The organism is Mesorhizobium sp. M0243 (genome assembly GCF_040321775.1).
Classification (GTDB): Bacteria; Pseudomonadota; Alphaproteobacteria; order Rhizobiales; family Rhizobiaceae; genus Mesorhizobium.
Genome location: NZ_JAMYSF010000012.1, coordinates 157533 through 177610, shown reverse-complemented (window position 1 = coordinate 177610; position 20078 = coordinate 157533). Strand labels below are relative to the sequence as shown.

Sequence of the window (20078 nt, the reverse complement as noted above, 5' to 3'; positions counted from 1 at the left end):
GCCTTTCTCTCCTCTCCCCCCCCCCCCCCCCCGCCCCCCCCCCCCCCCCCCCCCCCCCCCCCCCCCCCCCCCCCCCCCCCCCCCCCCCCCCCCCCCCCCCCCCCCCCCCACGCCGAAATCCTGGCGACCGCCTTGCCGCCGCCCTGGACCTATATCGCCACGGCGCAAGCCTGGGATGACGAGATGCGTGAGCGCATCGCGCTGCACCGGTCGCAGCGCGGCGAAGGCTGGACGACCATCGACGCACCGCTCGATCTCGCCGGCGCGCTTGCCGCCTTGCCTGATAACCAACCGGTACTCGTCGACTGCCTGACGTTGTGGCTGACCAACCATATGCTGGCCGAACACGATTTCGAGCTGGAATGCCGCCGATTGGCAGAGGTGCTGTCGCGGCCGCGCGGACCCTGGTTCGTGGTGTCCAATGAAGTCGGCCAAGGTATCGTGCCGGACAATGCACTGGCGCGCCGGTTTCGCGATGCCGCCGGCCGGCTCAACCAGCAGGTCGCGGCGATTGCCGATACGGTGCTGCTGATGGTGGCGGGGCTGCCGCTCAAGGTGAAATGACATGACCGACATCGACGATAAGGACGAAGAACGCCACCGCGCCAAGATGGCTAAGCGCAAGGCGGTGCAGGATGCCGAGGTGGCGAGCAAGACGGTCGAGAAGGGGCTGCTGATCGTCAACACCGGCCCCGGCAAGGGCAAGACCACGGCCGCCTTCGGCCTGGCGCTGCGGATGCTCGGCTACGGCAAGCGCGTCGGTGTCGTCCAGTTCATCAAGGGCAAATGGCACACCGGCGAGAAGGATGCGTTCGCCGCCTTCGGCGACCGCGTCGTCTGGCACGCGATGGGCGAGGGATTCACCTGGGAAACGCAGGATTTGAAGCGTGATATCGCAGCCGCCGAAGCCGCGTGGGCCAAGGTGCTCGAGCTGATGGCCGACCCGTCGATCAGCCTGCTGGTGCTCGACGAGATGAACATCGCGCTGCGCTACGACTATCTCGATCTCGACAAGGTGGTTGCGGCGCTGAAAGCGCGGCGCGAGGACCTGCATGTCGTCGTCACCGGCCGCAATGCCAAGCCGGCGCTGATCGAGGCGGCCGACCTCGTCACCGAAATGGGCGTGACCAAGCACCATTTTTCCGCGGGCGTGAAGGCCCAGCAGGGGATCGAGTTCTGAGGCTTCTTACCCCCTTTGAAGGCAGGGCTATCGCATATGGATTCTTGCGAAGAGGGACCCCCACCCTAACCCTCCCCACAAGGGGGAGGGAACGCTGCCGCGTGCCTTTAATTCTTCTTTGGCGCCGAAAAGACAGGCGATTCGCTTGGGTCGGCGCCAGCGGAAGTCTCCCTCGCCCTTGTGGGGAGGGGCTAGGGGTGGGGGTCCGTGCCGGGCAGACATCTCAGGAATTCCATATGCGATAGCCCTGCCCACAAGGGGGAGCGTGAGATCACGTCACGATGACAACGACCGAAACCAACCCGAACAGGGCGATCAGCAGATAGTCGGCAACGCGATAGAGTTTCAGCGCCTGCCTGATGTCGAGGCTGTCGGCTTCGCGCCGCCCACCTTCGCCCATGAAGACGTCGTCGACCAGTACGCCGCCGTAGCTGCGCGGCCCGGCGAGCGACAGGCCGAGCGCGCCGGCCATCGCCGCTTCCGGCCAGCCGGCATTGGGTGAGCGATGTTTTTTCGCGTCGCGCAATACCGCATGCCAGGCATTTTTCGCATCAGCGCCTTTGACGAGGAACGCCGCCAGCACGATCAGCAGCGCCGTCAGCCGCGACGCCGGCAGATTGATCCAGTCGTCGAAGCGCGCCGCTGCCCAGCCGAACGCCTCGTGGCGCGGGGTGCGGTGGCCGATCATCGAATCGGCGGTGTTGGCGGCCTTGTAGGCGGCGCCGCCGGCCAGGCCGCCGACGCCGGTCCAGAAGGCGGGGGCGACGATGCCGTCAGAGAAATTCTCGGCCAGGCTCTCGATCGCCGCGCGGCAGACGCCGGCCCTGTCGAGCGTTTCAGGGTCGCGGCCGACGATCCGCGAAACGGCAACGCGGCCCAAAGCCAGGCCGCCGGTGTCGAGCGCGTCAGCCACCGCCTCGACATGCTCATAGAGGCTCTTTTGCGACAGAAGCGACGTTGCCAGAAGGGCCGTGATGACGAGGCCCTTGGGAACAAACCAGAACAGGATCTGCACGCCCAGGCCAATTATCGCCGGCACCAGCACGATGACCAGCAGCGCCTGGACACCACGCTTGCGACGCAGCGCGTCGGGATCAGTGGCGCGGTTGAGCCTGTGGTCGAGAAAGGATATCAGCCTGCCGAACCACGTCACCGGATGGCCGATGGCGCGAAACAGCCAATCGGGGTAACCGAGGGCGAATTCGACGGCCAATGACAGGAAAGCGATCAGGACTGACATGAAGCTTCTTAATGGGGCGGTTGTGGACCATGGTGGAAGTCTTGGCCGCGCGAGGGGGCTTTTTCCCAACGCCCTGCTGCCATTCGTCGACCTCTCGACCGGTATCAATCCGCACTCCTACCCGCTTTTCGACCTGCCCGCCACCTCGCTGTCGCGGTTGCCGGAAGCCGCGCGCACGCGTGAGCTGACAGAGATCGCTGCCAGTGCCTATGGGGCGCCGTCGCCAGCCAACATCGTGGCGGCACCGGGCACGCAGATCCTGTTGCCGCGCGTCGCCTCGCTGATTACCCCCGGAAGGGCGCTGGTGCTGGGTCCGACCTACGCCGAACATGCCCGCGCAGCAGTGATCGCCGGGCACGCGGTGACCGAGGTCGGCGATTTCGCTGACCTGGCGGACGCCGACCTTGCCATCATCGTCAATCCGAACAATCCGGATGGACGTGTCATCGAGCGCGACCGGTTGCTGGCTCTGGCTGCCGGATTGCGCGCCAAGGGCGGGCTGCTGGTTGTCGACGAGGCGTTCATGGATGTTGGGCCGCGCGAGCATAGCCTCTGCGGCGATGTCGGCCAGGGCGGTATCGTCGTCCTGCGTTCGTTCGGCAAGTTCTTCGGCCTGGCCGGGCTGCGGCTCGGGTTTGCACTTTCCGATGTAGCGACGGTCGAACGGCTTGAGACGCAATTCGGGCCATGGGCCGTCGCCGGCCCGGCGCTGGAATACGGCATCCGCGCGCTTGCCGACATCGACTGGCAGGACGCGATGCGATCATCTCTTGCCGGCGCATCGGCGCGGCTCGACGCGCTGTTGGCCCGCTTCGGCGTACCCGTAGCGGGCGGCACCACATTGTATCGTTTCCTCAGTTTGACCAATGCCGCCGATTTGTTTGCCGCGCTCGGCGAGCGCGGCATCCTGCTTCGCCATTTTGCCGATCGGCCTGACGTTCTGCGCGCCGGCCTGCCGGGAAGTGAGGAGGAATGGCAGCGGCTCGAGACCGCTCTTGCCGAATGGGCGTCGCGGCGCGAGGATCAATCGAAGGGTTCGGAACAATGATCCATGTCTGTTCGCTGGCAAAGATCGAGGAAACGGTGGCCAGGACCGGCGCCGACCGCATGCTGTCGCTGCTTGCCGCCGGAACGGAGGTGGTCCGTCCGGCGTCGATCGCCCGAGAAAACCATCTGCATCTGGTCATGCATGACATCGCGGCGGCGCAGGACGGCATGACCATGCCGGGCGAGGAGCATGTCCGTAACCTGCTCGATTTCGCGCGCCGCTGGGACCGGGCAAGGCCGATGCTCGTGCATTGCTATGCCGGCATCAGCCGCTCGACCGCCTCCGCCTACATCATTGCGGCGGCATTGGCGCCGAAACGCGATGAGGCCGAACTGGCTCAGACATTGCGGACGCTGTCGCCATCGGCGACACCCAATCCGCGGCTGATTGCGGTGGCCGATGCGCTGCTTGATCGCAACGGCCGCATGATCGAGGCAATCGAATCGATCGGGCGCGGTGCGGATGCCTTTGAAGGCACGCCCTTTGCGCTGAGGATCGACAGCTAGCTGCCCCATGTCGTTGTTCGATTATCGAGTGGCCTTCATTCGCCCAATCTTCATGCCCGTGGCGTACCCGGACAATGAACACGTCGTCGTCGGCTTCGATCCGGTAGACGACAAGATGGGCTTTGAAGGGATGGATACGCATCGGTGGCCTCAATTCAAGCCGCTCTCGCGCTATTCGGGGACTGGCAGCGATCAGGTCAAAGATCGTGAACAACTCGTCATGATACTGTCTGGCCTGCACAGCGCCGAACAGGCGCACCCCTTGCTCGGCAATACCGACGATGTCCTCTTCCGCGGCTAAAGAAAGGCGAAATCCCACTACCTATTGCCGGATGGCTTTTCAGCGCGTTTAACCGCCTCCGTGAAAAGCGCGTCCCTGGATCGATTGCCGATGCCACTCTTCAAGCCATCATCGACAAAGCGCTGCATGGCGGCAATCTTGTCGTTGCGCTCCTGATCCCGACGGATCAAATCGCGCACATAATCGCTCGCGTTGGCGTAGCGGCCCGTTTCGGTTTGCGCCTCAACCCAATCTTTCATCGGATCGGGCAATGATACGTTCATCGTTGCCATACTGGCCTCCATATCCCGTCCAGTATGGCCCATTTTGGCAAAGTTTGTCAAAATCTCTTGTGCGGAAATCTCTCTGTGCAAAAGCGTGATCGTCTGATCCGCCCTCCGTCGCCTGGTTTGTTCAAGAGGACAGCGTTTGCCTTTCGATGCCAGACCACTGGTTTGGAGGCTACGTCAACCAGTCCGCGAGCTTCGCCTTGCGGACATCCCGCAGCAGGCTGATGAAGCCGTCGGCCTGATATTCTGCCGTCAGCCGGCCTTTCTCCGCCGTCGCGATGCTGGCATCGCCGACGACGCCGTTCGGGTTGAGATCGCCAGCTATCCAGGCGAAGGCGTGGGTGCCGGTGTGGCGCAGCAGCGAGAATTCCTTCTCGGCCTTGGCGACATTGGAAACGAAATTGTCGGCCTTGGCCATGTCGACGAGGTCCGGCCGGAAATGCAGCATCAGCGAGGTCTCGACATCGCCGCCATGGATGCCGTGGCGGTCCTCGAGCTCGGTGTACATGCCGGACGGGCGGCCGAAGCGTTGCCAGCTGGTCTTTACCGCCAGCATCTTTTCACGCACGCGCAGTTCGCGCGTGACAATGCCCATGATCTCTTCGTTGCCGCCATGCGAATTGACCACGATCAGCTTGCGCACCCCGGCGCGCGCGATCGACAGGCCAAGCTCGGTCCAGGCTTCTATCAGCGTGGTTGCCGGCAGAGTGAGGGTGCCCGGCGCGTGCAGATGTTCGTTCGACTTGCCCACTGCCTGGACCGGCAGGATGCGGATGTCGAGATCGTCGGGCAGGCGCGAAATAACCGTGTCGAGCATGCCGTTCATGATCGAAGTGTCGGTAGAGACCGGCAGATGTGGCCCATGCTGCTCGATCGCCGCCACCGGCAACACGGCGATCGTCGCCTCCGGATCGATCGAGGCGTATTCGGTGGTCCGGTAGTCGCCCCACCACGCGCGTTTCTTCGCAACAGTCATGTCATGCCTCTTCGATGAACGGCCAGACCTAGCGCGGCGGAGGTTGTCTGTCGATCACCCGGCCGCGATAGCCTCGATCTCGACCTTGAATTCGGGTCGGGCAAAGCCGGAGACGATCATCAGCGTCGAGGCCGGCGCGGGGCTGGAAAACAGCTGGTCGCGGACATCCATATAGGGCCGCAGATGCGCGCGGTCGGTGACATAGGCGTTGATACGGATGATGTCGAATAGGCCCAGCCCAGCTTCGCGGAGAATCGCTTCGATGTTGCGGAAGCAGAGTTCGGCCTGCGCGCCGGCCTCTTCGGGAATCTGGTCGTCCGCGGTGATGGCGACCTGACCCGAGCACAGCACTAGCCGCTTTCCAGGCGGTACCTCGACGCCGTGGCTGTAGCGGGCAAAGGGCGGCTTTATCGACTTCGGGGTGAGGAATCTGAACATGGCAATCTCCGGTTTGGCCGTAGCCTAAGGCTTGACCCATTGCACCTTCAAGATGGCGGTGCATGTTGCCCGGGCGATTATGGACAGCCGTTCAAAAAATAGGCACGATGCCTTCCGTACGGCATGACCCGTCCGCGCTTGGCATGGCAACGTCTTTCAAGCGGGCGGCCCCGGCGCCAGACGCCGGTGGCATGTGTCTTGCTTCTTGAATCTTTGGTGTCGAGCCTGGCGCGTGGCGCGCCGGAGCAAACAGAGGGTGGTGTCGATGTACGGAAAACAGAAGATCTCGGTGGCGGTTGTGGCCCTGCTTGCAGCCAGCACGCTGGGTGCTGCTGCGAATGAGAAAGTCACCTTCGGCACCAACTGGTTGGCCGAGCCGGAGCATGGCGGATATTACCAGTCCGTGGCGGACGGCACCTATGCTGCCTGCGGCCTCGACGTCACCATTATGCAGGGCGGTCCGCAGGTCAGCGGCCGGCCGATGCTGCTGGCCGGCAAGATCGATTTCTACATGGGCGGCAATCTGCTGTCGGCTTTCGATGCCGTCCAGCAAGGCATTCCGATGCGGGTGGTGGCGGCGGATTTCCAGAAGGACCCGCAGGTCATCATGTCCCATCCCGGCGAAGGGCTCGACAAATGGGAGGACCTGAAGAACGCCGACCAGTACATATTGGGTGACGAGGGCGTGCAGACCTTCTTCCAGTGGATGGTCATCGAACTCGGCTTCGATGCCTCCAAGCGCGCGCCCTACACCTACAACACCGCTCCCTTCCTCGCCAACAAGAAGTCGATCCAGCAGGGCTACGTCACCTCCGAGCCGTTCGCGGTCAAGAAGGAAGGCGGCTTCGTGCCGAACCAGTTCCTGCTCGCCGACTATGGCTGGGATACCTACTCGACGACGATCGAGGTGATGCAGGACACGATCGACAAGAAGCCGGAGGTGGTCCAGTGCTTCGTCGATGGCTCCGCCAAGGGCTGGTACAAATATCTCTACGGCGACAACAAGGCCGCCAACGACTTGATCAAGAAAGACAATCCCGACATGAGCGACGAGCAGATCGCGTTCTCGATCGAGCAGATGAAGAAGTTCGGCCTGGCCGATTCCGGCGACACCGAAAAGCTCGGCATCGGCGCCATGACCGACGAGCGGATCAAGAGCTTCTACGACAAGATGGTCAAGGCCAAGGTCACGCCCGACGGCATCGACATCAAGAAGGCCTACACGCTGACCTTCATCAACAAGGGCGTCGGGCTCGAGCTGAAGAAATAGGCCGGTCCCGGCATGATAAGGGAAAAAGTGGCGCCAGCGCCGGCTGTGTCGGGTACGGCCCCGACGCTTCTGGCGCTGCGCGGCGTCGGCAAGGTATTTTCCAACGGCGTGACGGCGCTCAGCGACGTCGACCTGACCATCCGGGAAGGCGATTTCCTCAGCCTGCTTGGGCCGTCGGGGTGCGGCAAGTCGACGGCGCTGCGGCTGATCGCCGGCCTGTCGACGCCGACCTCCGGCGTGCTCGACTGGCGCGGCGGTGGCTCGCTTGACCGTTCGAACATCGGCTTCGTCTTCCAGGAGCCGACGCTGCTGCCCTGGGCCAATGTTTTCGACAATGTCTGGCTGCCGCTTCGGCTGAAAGGCATTTCGCGCGCCAAGGCGACACCGGCGATCACGGAAATGCTGGCGCGGGTGCATCTAACCGGTTTCGAAGACGCGGTGCCGCGCGAACTGTCCGGCGGCATGAAGATGCGCGTCTCGATCGCGCGGGCCATGGTGACCAAACCGCGCGTGCTGCTGATGGACGAACCGTTCGCGGCACTCGACGAGATCACCCGCTTCAAGCTCAACAACGATCTCCTGGAACTGTGGCAGGACGAACGCTTCACCGTCGTCTTCGTCACCCACAGCGTCTTTGAAAGCGTGTTCCTCTCCAACCGCGTCGTCGTCATGGCGGCGCGGCCGGGCAGGGTGTTCGACGAACTCGCCATCGAGGCCTCCTATCCGCGCGACGAGGCGTTTCGCACCTCGCCCGACTATGCGGCACTCTGCCGTCAGGCCTCCGATGTGTTGGTCAATGCCATCAATTCAACAGCAGGCGCGCATCATGACGGCCATTGACGAGCGTGTGCTCGAACTCGACCCCGAGGAAGCGCGCCGCGTGCGCCAAGAGCGGTTCGAACGGATCGGCCGCTGGCTGCTGCCGCTAACGATCATGATCCTGGCGATCTGGCTGTGGGATCGCATCTGCGTCTGGAACGCGATTCCGCAATACATCCTGCCGCGCCCGGGCGTGGTGCTGTGGACGCTCTACAACGACGCCGGCCTGCTGTTTTCCTCGCTGCTGGTGACCTTGCGCATCACCTTCCTCAGCCTGGCTCTGGCGGTCGTCGGCGGGGTCGGGCTGGCGGTGCTGTTCGCGCAATCGAAATGGGTCGAGATGTCGTTCTTTCCCTTCGCCATCGTGCTGCAGGTGACGCCGATCGTGGCGATCTTTCCGCTGATCAACATCTATGTGAACGACCAGACGACCAAGCTTCTGCTGTGCGCCTGGATCGTCGCCTTCTTTCCGATCCTGTCCAACACCACGCTTGGCCTCAACTCCGTCGACCGCAATCTGCGCGACATGTTCAAGCTCAATGGCGCGACGCGCTGGCAGCAATTGCGCTATCTCAGGCTGCCGGCCGCGATGCCCTATTTCCTCGGCGGGCTGAAGATCGCCGGCGGCCTGTCGCTGATCGGCGCGGTGGTGGCCGAGTTCGTCGCCGGCACCACCGGCCAGTCGTCCGGCCTTGCCTCGCGCATCATCGAGGCCGGTTACCGGCTCAACGCGCCGCGGCTGTTCGCGGCGCTGTTCCTGATCTCGCTGACCGGCATTTTGATCTTCCTCGTGCTGTCGCTGATTTCGCATCTCATTTTGCGGCGCTGGCACGAAAGCGCACTGAAGCAGGAGCGCTAGGCCCTTGATTCCGAACACAGGTTCATACCGGCTCGCCAATGTCAGGCTTCACGCATCCCTGACCCCAGGCCTTGGCGCTGCTCTCGACAGGGATGGCTTTGCGCTTGCCGACGTCACTATCGCGGACGGCAAAATCGCAGGCATTGCCGCCCACGGTCGTGCAGCGCCTGCTGATGCCGTCGATCTTGGCGGCCGCATCGTGCTGCCATGCTTCGTCGACAGCCACACGCATATCGACAAGGGCCATATCTGGCCGCGAAAGCCCAATCCCGACGGCACGTTCTTGGGCGCGCTGAATGCCGCCGGCGCCGATCGTGTGGCACGCTGGAGCGCCGAGGACGTTGCGAAACGGATGGATTTCTCGCTGCGCTCAGCCTACGCCCATGGCACCAGGGCGCTGCGCACGCATCTCGACAGCGTCGCGCCGCAGGAGGAAATCTCCTGGCCGGTGTTCGAGGCGATGCGCGAGGCATGGCGCGGCCGCATCGAGTTGCAGGGCGCCTGTTTGCTCGGCATCGAAGGCGTACGCGACAAAAAGTGGTTCGACAGGCTGGCAAAGAGGGTTGCCGCGGCAAAGGGCGTGCTCGGTGTCGTCACCTATATGGTGCCGGACCTCGAAGAACTGCTCGACCATGTCTTCGCGCAAGCGATCAAGCATGGCCTCGATCTCGATTTCCATGCCGACGAGACCGATGACATCTCCGCCATATCGCTGAAGAAGATCGCCGAGGCCGCTCTTTGGAACGGTTTCGAAGGAAAGATCCTCGTCGGCCATTGCTGCTCGCTTGCGCGCCAGCCGGACCTCGACGTGCTCGACACGCTGGACAAGGTGGCGAAGGCAGGGCTAGCCGTCGTTTCATTGCCGATGTGCAATCTCTATTTGCAGGATCGGCGCGGCGACGGCACCACGCCGCGCTGGCGTGGTGTGACGCTGCTGCACGAAATGAAGGCGAGGGGCATTGCGGTTGCCGTCGCATCCGACAATACGCGTGACCCATTTTATGCCTATGGCGACCTCGACATGCTGGAGGTCTACCGCATGGCGACGCGCATCCTGCACTTCGATCATCCGGTCGCCGACTGGCCGCAAGCGGTCACCGCGACGCCGGCCAAGGTGATGCGGCTTGATGGCTTCGGCACGCTTGCCGCCGGCGGCGATGCCGATTTTGTCCTGTTCAAAGGCCGAAGCTGGACGGAATTGCTCTCGCGGCCCGAATCGGATCGCATCGTGGTGCGCGGCGGCAAGGCGATCGACCGGCAATTGCCCGACTATGCCGAACTCGACGAACTGATGGTGGAATGATGGACGTTTCGGCGCTCAAACGCGATCTTGACGGGCTCAAGGTCGACGACAATCCGGCCATCGTCCAGCAGAAGAGCCGTGACTTCTACTGGTACAGCCCGGTGCTGAAGCAGCAACTGGACCATGTCACCGGCGATCTGATCGTGACGCCGAAGAACGAGGCCGAACTGATCCGCGTGCTTGCCGCCTGTCATCGCCATGGCGTGCCGGTGACACCGCGCGGCAGCGGCACCGGCAATTACGGCCAGGCGATGCCGCTCTCCGGCGGCGTCGTGCTCAACCTTGCCGAGATGAACGAGATCAAGTCGATCGCCCCGGGTCGCGTCGTGACCGGACCGGGGGCCATTCTGGCCGATATCGACAAGGCAACGCGAGCGCATTCCGGGCAGGAACTCCGGCTATCGCCCTCTACCTACAACACCGCTTCGATCGGCGGCTTCATCGCCGGCGGTTCGGGCGGCGTCGGCTCGATCAATTTCGGTGGCCTGCGTGATTTCGGCAATGTGCTCCGGCTGCGCGTGGTGACCATGGAGGCCGAGCCGAAAGCGCTCGAACTCACCGGCGAGGATCTGCACAAGGTGACCCATGCCTACGGCACCAACGGCATCATATCGGAGGTCGAGATGCCGCTGACCGCGGCTTATGAATGGATCGACGTCATCGTCGGCTTCGACGCTTTCATGGATGCGGCCCGCTATGGAAATGCACTGGCGTGCCAGGACGGTATCCTGACCAAGCTGATCACGCCGATAGCGGCACCCGTGCCACAGCTTTATTTCAAGCGGCACCAGAAATTCCTGCAGCAGGGGCAGAGCATCTGCGTCGTCATGGTGGCGCGGCATGGGCTGGACGCTTTACTGGCCTTCACCGGCCGGGCCGGTGGCGAGGTGATCTACAATGCCGCAACCGCAACGCTGGACGAAAAGAAGGGGCTGCCGCCGGCCTATGAGCTGGCCTGGAACCACACGACGCTGAGGGCGCTGCGCGTCGATCCTTCGATTACCTATCTGCAGTCGCTCTATCCCTTTCCCAACCAGCTCGCGTTGGTCGAAAAGATGGACAAGATGTTTCCGGGCGAGGTTTTCTCGCATCTGGAATTCGTGCGGCTGGACGGCAACATCACCTGCTTCGGCCTGCCGCTGGTCAAGTTCACCAGCGAGGCTCGGCTCGACGAGATCGTGCGCCTGCATGAGGAGAATGGCTGCCCGATCTTCAACCCGCATCGCTACACGCTGGAAGAGGGCGGCATGAAGCAGACCGACGCGGTGCAGCTCGCCTTCAAGCGCGAGACCGATCCGCAAGGCCTGCTCAACCCCGGCAAGATGATCGCCTGGGAGAACCCGGACTACGACTACCGTTCGGGTCGGACTTTTTTGTTCAAGGGGCTGCAGAGAGTGGGATGAGGAGAGGTTTGCGCTTGAGTACCCCCCTCTGTCCTGCCGGACATCTCCCCCGCAAGGGGGGAGATTGGCAGCCTTTGAGTCGCGACCATTCTGCGGCGTCGACAGTTAGCGAAAGCGATACGGCAGTCCGATCTCCCCCCTTGCGGGGGAGATGCCCGGCAGGGCAGAGGGGGGTGCCTCGCACTGACCTAGGGGATATTCCCCTGTGAACATCCTCGTCCTTTACGCCCATCCGGTCGAGACCAGCTTCAATGCCGGCCTGCACCGCATGATCGTAGAGCGGTTGACGGCGGCGGGCCATACGGTCGATGACTGCGACCTCTACGCGGAGGATTTCGATCCGCGGATGACGCGGCAGGAAAGGCTGGACTACCACAATCCGCGCGGCGCCGCTGACGCTGCCGCACCTTATGTCGAACGCCTGCTGCGAGCCGATGCGCTGGTGCTTTCCTATCCAGTCTGGAACTATGGCTTTCCAGCGATACTGAAAGGCTTTTTCGATCGCGTCTTCCTTCCCGGCGTGTCGTTCAAGCTGGTCGACGGCAAGGCGCAGCCGTCGCTGCACAACATACGCAAGGTTGCGGCGGTGACCACTTATGGCGGCAGCCGGTTCCGCGCCATGCTGATGGGCGATCCGCCGCGCAAACTGATCAAGCGCATGCTGCGCGCCACCGTCAAACCGGGCGCGCCGGTGACCTATCTTGCGCATTATTCGATGAATCTGTCGACCGACAGCACGCGCAAGACCTTCATGGCCAAGGTCGCGGCCAGCATGGATGCCTTCTGATGCGCGCGCTGGTGGTCTACTGCCATCCGGTGCCGGACAGCTTCTGTGCGGCAATTCGCGACACCGCCATCGACGTGCTGATGCGACGAGGCTGGGAGGTGCGGCTGCTCGACCTCTACGCCGATAAATTCGACCCGGTGATGGGTTGCGACGAGCGACGCTCCTACAATGACCAGGCGCCGCAGGACCCGGCGCTGAAGCCGCATTTCGAGCTGCTCAACTGGGCCGAAGCGATCCTGTTTGTCTATCCGACCTGGTGGTACGGGCTGCCGGCGATGCTGAAGGGCTGGCTCGACCGGGTGTGGGCGACGGACGTCGCCTTCAAGTTGCCGGCCGGCAAGGGGCGGATCAAGTCGCTGATGACGCATGTAACCAAGGTTGGCGTCATCACCACCTGCGGCGCGCCGACCTGGTGGAGCGTCGTCGTCGGCCAGCCGGGGCGCAAGACCCTGCTGCGCGGCATGCGGGCGCTATGCGCGGCGCGCTGCCGGACGTTTTTCCTGGCGCACTATTTGATGGATGCCTCGACGCCGGCAACAAGGGCGGCGTTTCTGGCGAAGGTGCGGGCAAAGCTGGAGCGGTTTTGAGAAGCGGGGTCTCGTAGGGCGCTATCCCCACCCCGTCCCGCAATCTCCGCTCTGCTCCGACCGCGAGCCGACCCTCCCCACAAGGGGGAGGGTAAGAGGCGCTACATCTTCACCCGCTCGGCCTTCGGATCATACATCGGCTTCAGCGAGGCTTCCGCCGCAAAGCGCTCGCCGGCGATCTCGATTTCGTAGGATGAAGCCAGCACATCCGCTTCGCTCTCGCCCTCGGATGGCACATAGCCTAGCCCGACCGCGCCGCCGAGATGATGGCCGTAATTGCCTGAAGTGATCGGGCCGACGATCTTGCCGTCGCGCAGGATCGCTTCGTTGTGGAAGAGCAGGGGCTCTGGATCCTTCAGGCGGAACTGGACGAGCCGGCGTGACAGGCCGGCTTCCTTCTTGCGCAGCACGGCATCGCGGCCGATGAAGTCGCCCTTGGCGGTCTTCACCGCAAAGCCAAGGCCGGCTTCCAGCACATTGTCTTCATCGGTGATGTCGTGGCCGAAATGCCTGAAGGCCTTTTCGATGCGGCAGGAATCCAGCGTGTGCAGGCCGCAGAGCTTCAGGCCGCCTTCGGCGCCGGCCTCATCGATCGCCTCGAAGACATGAGCCGCCTGGTCGGTCGAGACATAGAGTTCCCAGCCGAGTTCGCCGACATAGGTGACGCGGTGGGCGCGGGCCAGGCCCATGCCGATCTCGATTTCCTGGAACGTGCCGAACGGATTTTTATCATTGGAAAAATCGTTGGGGCTGACCTTCTGGATCAGCTTTCTTGCGTCCGGGCCCATCAGGCAGAGCACGCTTTCGGCCGCCGTCACGTCGGTGACGACGACGAACTCGTCGGCGACGTGCTTGCGCAGCCAAGCCAGGTCGCGCTGCAGCGTGGCGCCGGGGACGACGAGGAAGAAAGCCGTTTCCGACAGCCGCGAAACCGTCAGGTCGCTCTCGATGCCGCCGCGCTGGTTGAGCATCTGGGTGTAGACGATCTTGCCCGGCGCGACGTCCATGTGGTTGGCGCACAGTCTTTGCAGGAAAGCGCTGGCGTCGCGGCCCTCGACACGGATTTTGCCGAAGGAGGTCATGTCGAACAGGCCGACGCCATTCCTGACCGCGAGGTGTTCTTCGCGCTGGTTGTCGAACCAGTTCTGGCGCTTCCAGGAATAGCGGTATTCGCGCTCCTGGCCCTCGCGGGCGAACCAGTTGGCGCGCTCCCAGCCGGCGACTTCGCCGAACACGGCGCCGCGCACCTTCAGATGCTCGTGCAGCGGCGAACGCCTGACATTCCTCGAGGTCGCCATCTGCCGATAAGGGAAATGGTCGGCATAGAGCAGGCCGAGCGTTTCCGAGACGCGTTCCTTCAAATAGCGGCGGTTCTTCTGGAACGGCTGGGCGCGGCGGATGTCGACTTCCCACAGGTCGAACGGGGCTTCGCCGTCATTGATCCACTGCGCCAGCGCCATGCCGGCGCCGCCGGAGGAGACGATGCCGATCGAGTTGTAGCCGGTCGCCATCCAGTAGCCGGACAGCTCCGGCGCCTCGCCGAGATAGTAGCGGTCGTCGGGCGTAAAACTCTCAGGACCGTTGAAGAAGGTGTGGATGCCGGCGGTTGCCAGCATCGGCATGCGGTTGACGCCCATTTCGAGGATCGGCTCGAAATGCTCCATGTCCTCCGGCAACTGGTCGAAGCAGAAATCCTCGCTTATGCCGTCCATGCCCCAGGGTTTTGCCACCGGCTCGAAGGCGCCCAGCATCATCTTGCCGGCGTCCTCCTTGTAGTAGGCGCACTCGTCCGGCACCCGCAGCACCGGCAGACGGGTGAGGCCGGGGATCGGTTCGGTGACGAGGTAAAAATGCTCGCAGGCATGCAGCGGGATGGTGACGCCGTTCTGCGCTCCCAGTTCGCGCGCCCACATGCCGGCGCAGTTGACGACGATGTCGGCTTCGATCGTGCCTTGGTCTTCGCCCTGTGCCCAGGACACGCCGCTGACGCGGCCGGCCTTGGTATGGACCTTGGTGACCTTCACATTCTCGACGATGGTGGCGCCGCGCTGGCGCGCGCCCTTGGCCAGGGCCATGGCGATGTTGGCGGGGTCGCATTGGCCGTCGAGCGGCAGATGCACGGCACCGACGACATCGGAAACATTGAGATGCGGGTACATCTCGCTGACTTCCCTGGGCGAAATCTCACGCACGTCGACATCGAAGGCACGCGCCAGCGACGCTTGCCTGTAGATCTCGTGCTTGCGCTCCTCGGTCAGCGCCACGGTAATCGAACCGACCTGGCGCATGCCGGTGCCGACCTCGGTCTCGGCTTCCAGCTTGACGTAGAGATCGGCGGAATATTTGGCCAGCCGTGTCATGTTCTGCGAACCGCGCAACTGGCCGATCAGGCCGGCGGCGTGCCATGTCGTGCCCGACGTCAGCTGTTTGCGTTCGAGAAGCACGATGTCAGTCCAGCCGAGCTTGGCCAGGTGATAGGCGACCGAACAGCCGGAAACGCCGCCGCCGATGATGACCGCTCTTGCTTTGGCGGGAATTGCCTTGGCGGTCATGCTGCCTCGCGACGGTAGCTGGAAGCAAAGCGGCGCAGACGAAGTGCAGCTTCCTGCAGCACGGGTTCGGGCTGGCAGAGGCTGATGCGAATGTGGCCGGCGGCCGCTTCGCCGAAGCTGGAGCCGGGCATGACGCCAACCTTTTCGCTGTCGAGCAGGGCCCAGGCGAATTTCTCGTCGTCCGGTTCGACGGCCGAGATGTCGAGCATGACATACATGCCGCCCTCCGAACCGCGCACGGTGACATCGTTCATGCCCCGCACGGCGTCGAGCAAGACGGTGCGGCGTGCCGCGTAACGTTCGGCGATCTCCTTGACACCGTAACGGTTCTCCAGCGCCTCGGAACAAGCAATCGAGATGAAGGCCGGCAGGCCGTAGGTCGTCACCAGATTGAGATTGATCATGAGCGTGATCATCTCCTCCGGTCCCGTCAGCCAGCCCATGCGCCAGCCGGTCATGCCGTGGCTCTTGGACATCGAATTGATGACCAGCGTCCGCTCGGCCATCCCTGGCAGCGAGCGCGGCGAGACGTGCTCGCCGCCGCCGAGCGTCCAGTAGACTTCGTCCGACAGAAGCCAGAGGTCGTGCTCCCGGCAGACTTCTGCCAACTGCTCCAGCCGCTCGCGCGAATAGACAGCTCCTGTCGGATTGTTCGGCGTGTTGATCAGGACGGCGCGCGTGTTCGGCCGGATTGCCGCGCGGATCATGTCGGCACGCGGCTGGAAGCCATCCTCGGCCGGTGTCTCAACGACGGTGAAATCAGCGCCTGCGGCGCTGAACGTGTTGGGATAGGTGGCATAATAGGGCGCCACGACGATGGCGTGATCGCCCTGGTCGAGCACGCCCTGCACGGCGGCGTAGAGTGCGGCCTGGCCACCCGGTGTGGCGATCACCTGATCCGGCGACGTCTCGACGCCGGTGCAGGCGGTCGAGGCCGCCGCCATCGCCCTGCGCAGGCGCGGCAAGCCGGGAAGCGGGGTATAGTGATGATTGCTGCCGCGAACCGCGGTCACACAGGCTTCGATGGTCTGCGAAGGCGTGTCGAAATCATGGTCGCCGACCGACAGCATGATGATGTCTTCGCCGGCCTCCTTGCGCGTCCAGGCGGCGAAATGGACTTCCCAGCCGTCCTTGCCCGAAGGCACGATGCCGGAAATACGCGATGATGGTCTAGGCATGCAAAACTCCCGAAATTTCGTAGCCGGCCTGTTCGAGCCGGTCGCGCAGGGCGGCGATGTGCGGCGGTCCGACTTCGCAGCAGCCGCCAACGATGCTTGCCCCAGCCTCGACCCAGCCGATCGCCTGGTCGGCATAGGCATCCGGGCCAAGGTCGTGACGGGCGTGCAGCACATCGACGGTGCCGCCGTGCTTGAGTGCTTCGGTTGAAGTGAAGCCATTGGCGTAGGCGCCGACCGGGCCGCCGAGGTCGATCAGTTCAGGCAAAGCCGCGGCGATTGCTTCCGGCCGGCAGCAATTGACCAGCCGCGCGGCGACTGCCAGGCCATCGAGCGCGCCTGCCGCGGCGGCTATTGTCTCGCCGCTGCGCAGCCGTGGCTTGCCGTGGTCGGCCAGCGTCCACGACACCCATACCGGCTTGCCGCTTTCCGATGCCGCGGTGACCGCCGCGCGGGCTTCGTCCGCCGACGCCATGGTTTCACACAGGAACAGGTCGACGCCATCGGCCTGCTCGGCAACGATGTGGCGGTAAATATCGAGCGTGTCCTCGAAGGAAATGGTCAGTGCCGGTGCATAGCTGCCGAAAAGCGGCGACAGGCAGCCGGCGATGGCTGCATCGCCGGCCTCGTCGCGGGCCTGCCTGGCCAATTCGATGCCGCGCTTCTGCAATGGCTTGAAGAGGTCTTCCGCGCCCTCGCGCGCCAGGCGTTCGGGTGTCGCAGAATAGGTGTTGATGGTGATGACACGTGCGCCGGCACGGATGAATTCCGCGTGCAGGTCGCGCACCAAATCGGGTTCGTCGATCAGCACCCTGGCCGACCAAAGCGGTGTCGGCTCGGATTTGCTGCGGCGGACCAGTTCCTGGCCCATCCCGCCATCGGTGAGGATGATTTTCTTCATGCGCGCAGCCTTTCGTTCTTCGGATCCCACAGCGGTTCATCCTTCTGCACGATCGCCTGAAAGCGGTCACCGAAGATTTCGACCTCGACTGATGTACCTGGTTCGGCCAGGTCGGCGCGCAGCATGCCGAGTGCGATCGACTTGTCGATGCGATGACCCCAGCCGCCCGACGTCGTCTCGCCGACGATCTTGCCGTCATGCCAGAGTGTAGAAACTGACGGAGCGTCGCAATCGCCGGGGTTTTCCACCACCAGCGTGACGAAGCGCTTCTTCACGCCTTGCTGCTTTTCGTTCTGGAGTGCCGCCTTGCCGCGGAAGTCGGGCTTGTCCCATTTGACGAAGCGCTCCAACCCGCCCTGCAGGATCGAATAGTCGGTCGACAGGTCGCCCTTCCAGGTGCGGTAGCCTTTTTCGAGCCTGAGCGAATCCAGCGCATACATGCCGAACGGCTTCAGCCCATGCTGTTGTCCCGCCGCGCAGATGGCATCGAAGATGGCGGCGGTGTCGTCGATCCTGGTGTGGATTTCCCAGCCGAGTTCGCCGGCGAAGGAGACGCGCACGAGTTTGGCCCAGCGACCGGCGATCTTTGTCTCCTGATGCGTCAGCCATGGCAGAGTGAGGTCGGCTTCGCAGACATCAGCGAGGATTTTTCGCGAGTTCGGGCCTGCCAGGATCTGGGTCGAGAATTCCTCGGTCCGATCGATCAGCTTGAAGGTCGCATCTTCAGGCATGCGCGATTTCAGCCACTCGAAATCATGCCATTGCGCGACCGCCGCGGTGATCAGCGTCATCAGGTTGTCGTCGTGGCGCACCACGGACATTTCGGTGACGATACGGCCCTTGTCGTCGGCGAAATAGGCCAGGCCGATGCGGCCTGGCTTCGGCACCAGCCCAGTGACCTGCAGGCTCAGCCATTCGGCGGCACCCGGGCCTTCGAGGTTGAAGCGCGAGAAGCCCGGCAGGTCCAAAATGCCGGCGGCATCGCGCACGGCCAGGCATTCTTCACGCACACGATGGTGCCAGGGTCCTTCGCGGCGGAAGGTCAGCGTCGCTTCCTCTGAAATATCATCGCCCTCTTGCGCATACCAGGTGGCGCGCTCCCAGCCATTATAGGCGTCGAAGCGGCCGCCGAGCGCCTTGATGCGATCGTGGATCGGCGACAGCTTGCGGTCGCGGCCTTCCGGCCAGGCATGGCGCGGGAACTGGATGGCGTATTCGTTGCCGTAGATCTCCATGCCCTTGGCGACGCAATAGTCCGGCGCCGCGGCAAAGGAGGTGAAGCGGCGCGGGTCGCATGACCACATGTCCCATTCGGTCTGGCCCTCTGTCACCCATTCGGCCAGCACCTTGCCGGCGCCGCCGCCCTGGGCGATGCCGAAGGTGAAGACGCAGGCCTCGAAGGCATTGGGAACGCCGGGCATCGGGCCGATCAGCGGATTGCCGTCCGGCGTGTAGGGGATCGGGCCATTGATGACCTTGGACAGGCCGGCGGTGCCCAGGATCGGCACGCGGGCGACGGCGTCGGCCAGATAATGTTCGAGCCGGTCGAGATCGTCGGGGAACAGCTGGAAGGAAAAATCCTCCGGCATCGGGTCGTTGTGGGTGGCCCAATGCGCGCGGCAATTGCGCTCATAGGGGCCGAGATTCATGCCGTTCTTCTCCTGGCGAAGATAGTAGGAGGTGTCGACGTCGCGCAGCAGCGGCAGTTTCTTCCCCTGTTCCTTCGACCATGCCGCCAGTTCGGGAATCTCCTCGAACAAAATGTACTGATGGCTCATCACCATCATCGGCACGTCGCGGCCGAACATCCGGCCGACTTCGGCGGCGCGGTAGCCGGCGGCATTGACGACGATCTCGCAGCGGATCTCACCTTGTGCCGTCTCGACCACCCATTCGTCGTTCTCACGGCGCACGCCTGTGACCGGGCAGAAGCGGATGATCTTCGCGCCCATGTCGCGCGCACCCTTGGCCAGCGCCTGGGTGAGCTGCGCCGGATCGATGTCGCCGTCGCTCGGGTCGTAGAGCGCGCCTTTCAGGTCATGCGTCTCGATGAAGGGATAGCGACGCTGGATCTCGTCGACACCGACAATGTCGATGTCCATGCCCTGGTAGAGGCCCATGCCCTTGGCGCGCTGAAATTCCTGCATGCGCTCTTTCGTGTGGGCAAGGCGCAGCGAGCCGGTGACGTGATAGTTCATGGGATAGTCGACCGCGTCGGCCAGCCCGCGATAAAGCTCGGTCGAATAGCGCTGCATGTTCATCAGCGACCAGGACGAGGAGAAAGTCGGCACGTTGCCAGCGGCATGCCAGGTCGAGCCCGAAGTCAGCTCGTTCTTTTCCAAGAGCACGCAGTCGGTCCAGCCCGCCTTGGCGAGATGGTAGAGCGAGGAGGTGCCGACGGCACCGCCTCCGATGATCACCACGCGCGCCGTGCTCGGCAAACCCGCCATGTTCTTCTCCAAAC

General features: G+C 63.6%; 19 protein-coding genes and 1 pseudogene. 11 read left to right on the top strand and 9 right to left on the bottom strand.

Features of this window, described 5'->3' with window-relative positions; all coding sequences use genetic code 11:
- Positions 1-117 precede the first annotated feature (117 nt).
- On the top strand, positions 118-564 hold the full coding sequence (cobU, locus tag NKJ11_RS17980; RefSeq protein ID WP_352678360.1) for a bifunctional adenosylcobinamide kinase/adenosylcobinamide-phosphate guanylyltransferase: 447 nt from the start codon (positions 118-120) through the stop codon (positions 562-564).
- A gap of 1 nt (position 565) precedes the next feature.
- Complete coding sequence (gene cobO, locus NKJ11_RS17975) at positions 566-1180, top strand: cob(I)yrinic acid a,c-diamide adenosyltransferase (RefSeq protein ID WP_352793877.1); 615 nt, start codon at positions 566-568, stop codon at positions 1178-1180.
- A 271-nt stretch (positions 1181-1451) separates the two neighbouring features.
- Here cobO and cbiB read toward each other — a convergent pair whose 3' ends face one another.
- Entirely contained in the window at positions 1452-2420 is a 969-nt protein-coding gene (gene cbiB, locus NKJ11_RS17970; protein WP_352793875.1) for an adenosylcobinamide-phosphate synthase CbiB, read from the bottom strand.
- Between cbiB and cobD the strand changes: the two genes are divergently transcribed.
- Both cobD and NKJ11_RS17960 read left to right on the top strand, forming a co-directional pair.
- Positions 2419-3468, top strand: a complete 1050-nt coding sequence (gene cobD / locus NKJ11_RS17965) for a threonine-phosphate decarboxylase CobD (RefSeq protein ID WP_023812361.1) — start codon at positions 2419-2421, stop codon at positions 3466-3468. The two genes, cbiB and cobD, sit on opposite strands and share 2 nt — an antisense overlap.
- The gene (locus tag NKJ11_RS17960) at positions 3465-3974 is read left to right on the top strand and encodes a tyrosine phosphatase family protein (protein ID WP_023812360.1); all 510 of its coding nucleotides are present in this window, start codon (positions 3465-3467) and stop codon (positions 3972-3974) included. The genes cobD and NKJ11_RS17960 overlap by 4 nt, the downstream gene beginning before the upstream one ends.
- Before the next feature lie 34 nt (positions 3975-4008).
- Here the strand turns inward: NKJ11_RS17960 and NKJ11_RS17955 are convergent.
- From NKJ11_RS17955 to NKJ11_RS17940, 4 genes and pseudogenes are all read right to left on the bottom strand, one after another.
- Positions 4009-4293, bottom strand: a pseudogene (locus tag NKJ11_RS17955) (type II toxin-antitoxin system RelE/ParE family toxin); the annotation flags it as partial.
- Positions 4293-4547 carry a type II toxin-antitoxin system ParD family antitoxin gene (locus NKJ11_RS17950; RefSeq protein ID WP_023812358.1) on the bottom strand — a complete coding sequence of 85 codons (255 nt, stop codon included), beginning with the start codon at positions 4545-4547 and terminating at the stop codon, positions 4293-4295. The gene NKJ11_RS17950 and the pseudogene NKJ11_RS17955, both read right to left, overlap by 1 nt.
- Positions 4548-4716: 169 nt before the next feature.
- The gene (locus NKJ11_RS17945) at positions 4717-5520 is read right to left on the bottom strand and encodes a creatininase family protein (protein WP_352439843.1); all 804 of its coding nucleotides are present in this window, start codon (positions 5518-5520) and stop codon (positions 4717-4719) included.
- A 54-nt stretch (positions 5521-5574) separates the two neighbouring features.
- Positions 5575-5958, bottom strand: coding sequence for a RidA family protein (locus NKJ11_RS17940; protein WP_352793873.1), 384 nt, complete (start codon positions 5956-5958; stop codon positions 5575-5577).
- Positions 5959-6223: 265 nt separating this feature from the next.
- Between NKJ11_RS17940 and NKJ11_RS17935 the strand changes: the two genes are divergently transcribed.
- The 7 genes from NKJ11_RS17935 (at position 6224) to NKJ11_RS17905 (ending at position 12986) form a co-directional block, all read left to right on the top strand.
- Positions 6224-7228, top strand: coding sequence for an ABC transporter substrate-binding protein (locus NKJ11_RS17935; RefSeq protein WP_352609486.1), 1005 nt, complete (start codon positions 6224-6226; stop codon positions 7226-7228).
- Between the two features lie 12 nt (positions 7229-7240).
- A complete protein-coding gene (locus tag NKJ11_RS17930; RefSeq protein WP_352439846.1) occupies positions 7241-8068 on the top strand; it encodes an ABC transporter ATP-binding protein in 828 nt (275 codons plus the stop codon).
- Positions 8055-8906, top strand: coding sequence for an ABC transporter permease (locus tag NKJ11_RS17925; RefSeq protein WP_128304401.1), 852 nt, complete (start codon positions 8055-8057; stop codon positions 8904-8906). Before NKJ11_RS17930 ends, NKJ11_RS17925 begins: the two co-directional genes overlap by 14 nt.
- Before the next feature lie 4 nt (positions 8907-8910).
- Positions 8911-10209, top strand: coding sequence for a cytosine deaminase (locus tag NKJ11_RS17920; protein WP_352439848.1), 1299 nt, complete (start codon positions 8911-8913; stop codon positions 10207-10209).
- Positions 10209-11612, top strand: coding sequence for an FAD-binding oxidoreductase (locus tag NKJ11_RS17915; protein WP_031213523.1), 1404 nt, complete (start codon positions 10209-10211; stop codon positions 11610-11612). Before NKJ11_RS17920 ends, NKJ11_RS17915 begins: the two co-directional genes overlap by 1 nt.
- Positions 11613-11817: 205 nt before the next feature.
- Entirely contained in the window at positions 11818-12399 is a 582-nt protein-coding gene (locus NKJ11_RS17910; RefSeq protein ID WP_352439849.1) for an NAD(P)H-dependent oxidoreductase, read from the top strand.
- The gene (locus tag NKJ11_RS17905) at positions 12399-12986 is read left to right on the top strand and encodes an NAD(P)H-dependent oxidoreductase (protein WP_352439850.1); all 588 of its coding nucleotides are present in this window, start codon (positions 12399-12401) and stop codon (positions 12984-12986) included. The genes NKJ11_RS17910 and NKJ11_RS17905 overlap by 1 nt, the downstream gene beginning before the upstream one ends.
- 101 nt (positions 12987-13087) lie before the next feature.
- Here NKJ11_RS17905 and NKJ11_RS17900 read toward each other — a convergent pair whose 3' ends face one another.
- The 4 genes from NKJ11_RS17900 to NKJ11_RS17885 are packed head-to-tail and all read right to left on the bottom strand — an operon-like array spanning position 13088 to position 20064.
- Complete coding sequence (locus NKJ11_RS17900) at positions 13088-15538, bottom strand: GcvT family protein (RefSeq protein WP_352439851.1); 2451 nt, start codon at positions 15536-15538, stop codon at positions 13088-13090.
- Positions 15535-16716 carry a pyridoxal phosphate-dependent aminotransferase gene (locus NKJ11_RS17895; RefSeq protein ID WP_352793872.1) on the bottom strand — a complete coding sequence of 394 codons (1182 nt, stop codon included), beginning with the start codon at positions 16714-16716 and terminating at the stop codon, positions 15535-15537. Before NKJ11_RS17895 ends, NKJ11_RS17900 begins: the two co-directional genes overlap by 4 nt.
- Positions 16709-17614, bottom strand: a complete 906-nt coding sequence (locus NKJ11_RS17890) for a homocysteine S-methyltransferase family protein (protein WP_352609498.1) — start codon at positions 17612-17614, stop codon at positions 16709-16711. Before NKJ11_RS17890 ends, NKJ11_RS17895 begins: the two co-directional genes overlap by 8 nt.
- Entirely contained in the window at positions 17611-20064 is a 2454-nt protein-coding gene (locus tag NKJ11_RS17885) for a GcvT family protein (protein WP_352629334.1), read from the bottom strand. Before NKJ11_RS17885 ends, NKJ11_RS17890 begins: the two co-directional genes overlap by 4 nt.
- Between the last annotated feature and the right edge of the window lie 14 nt (positions 20065-20078).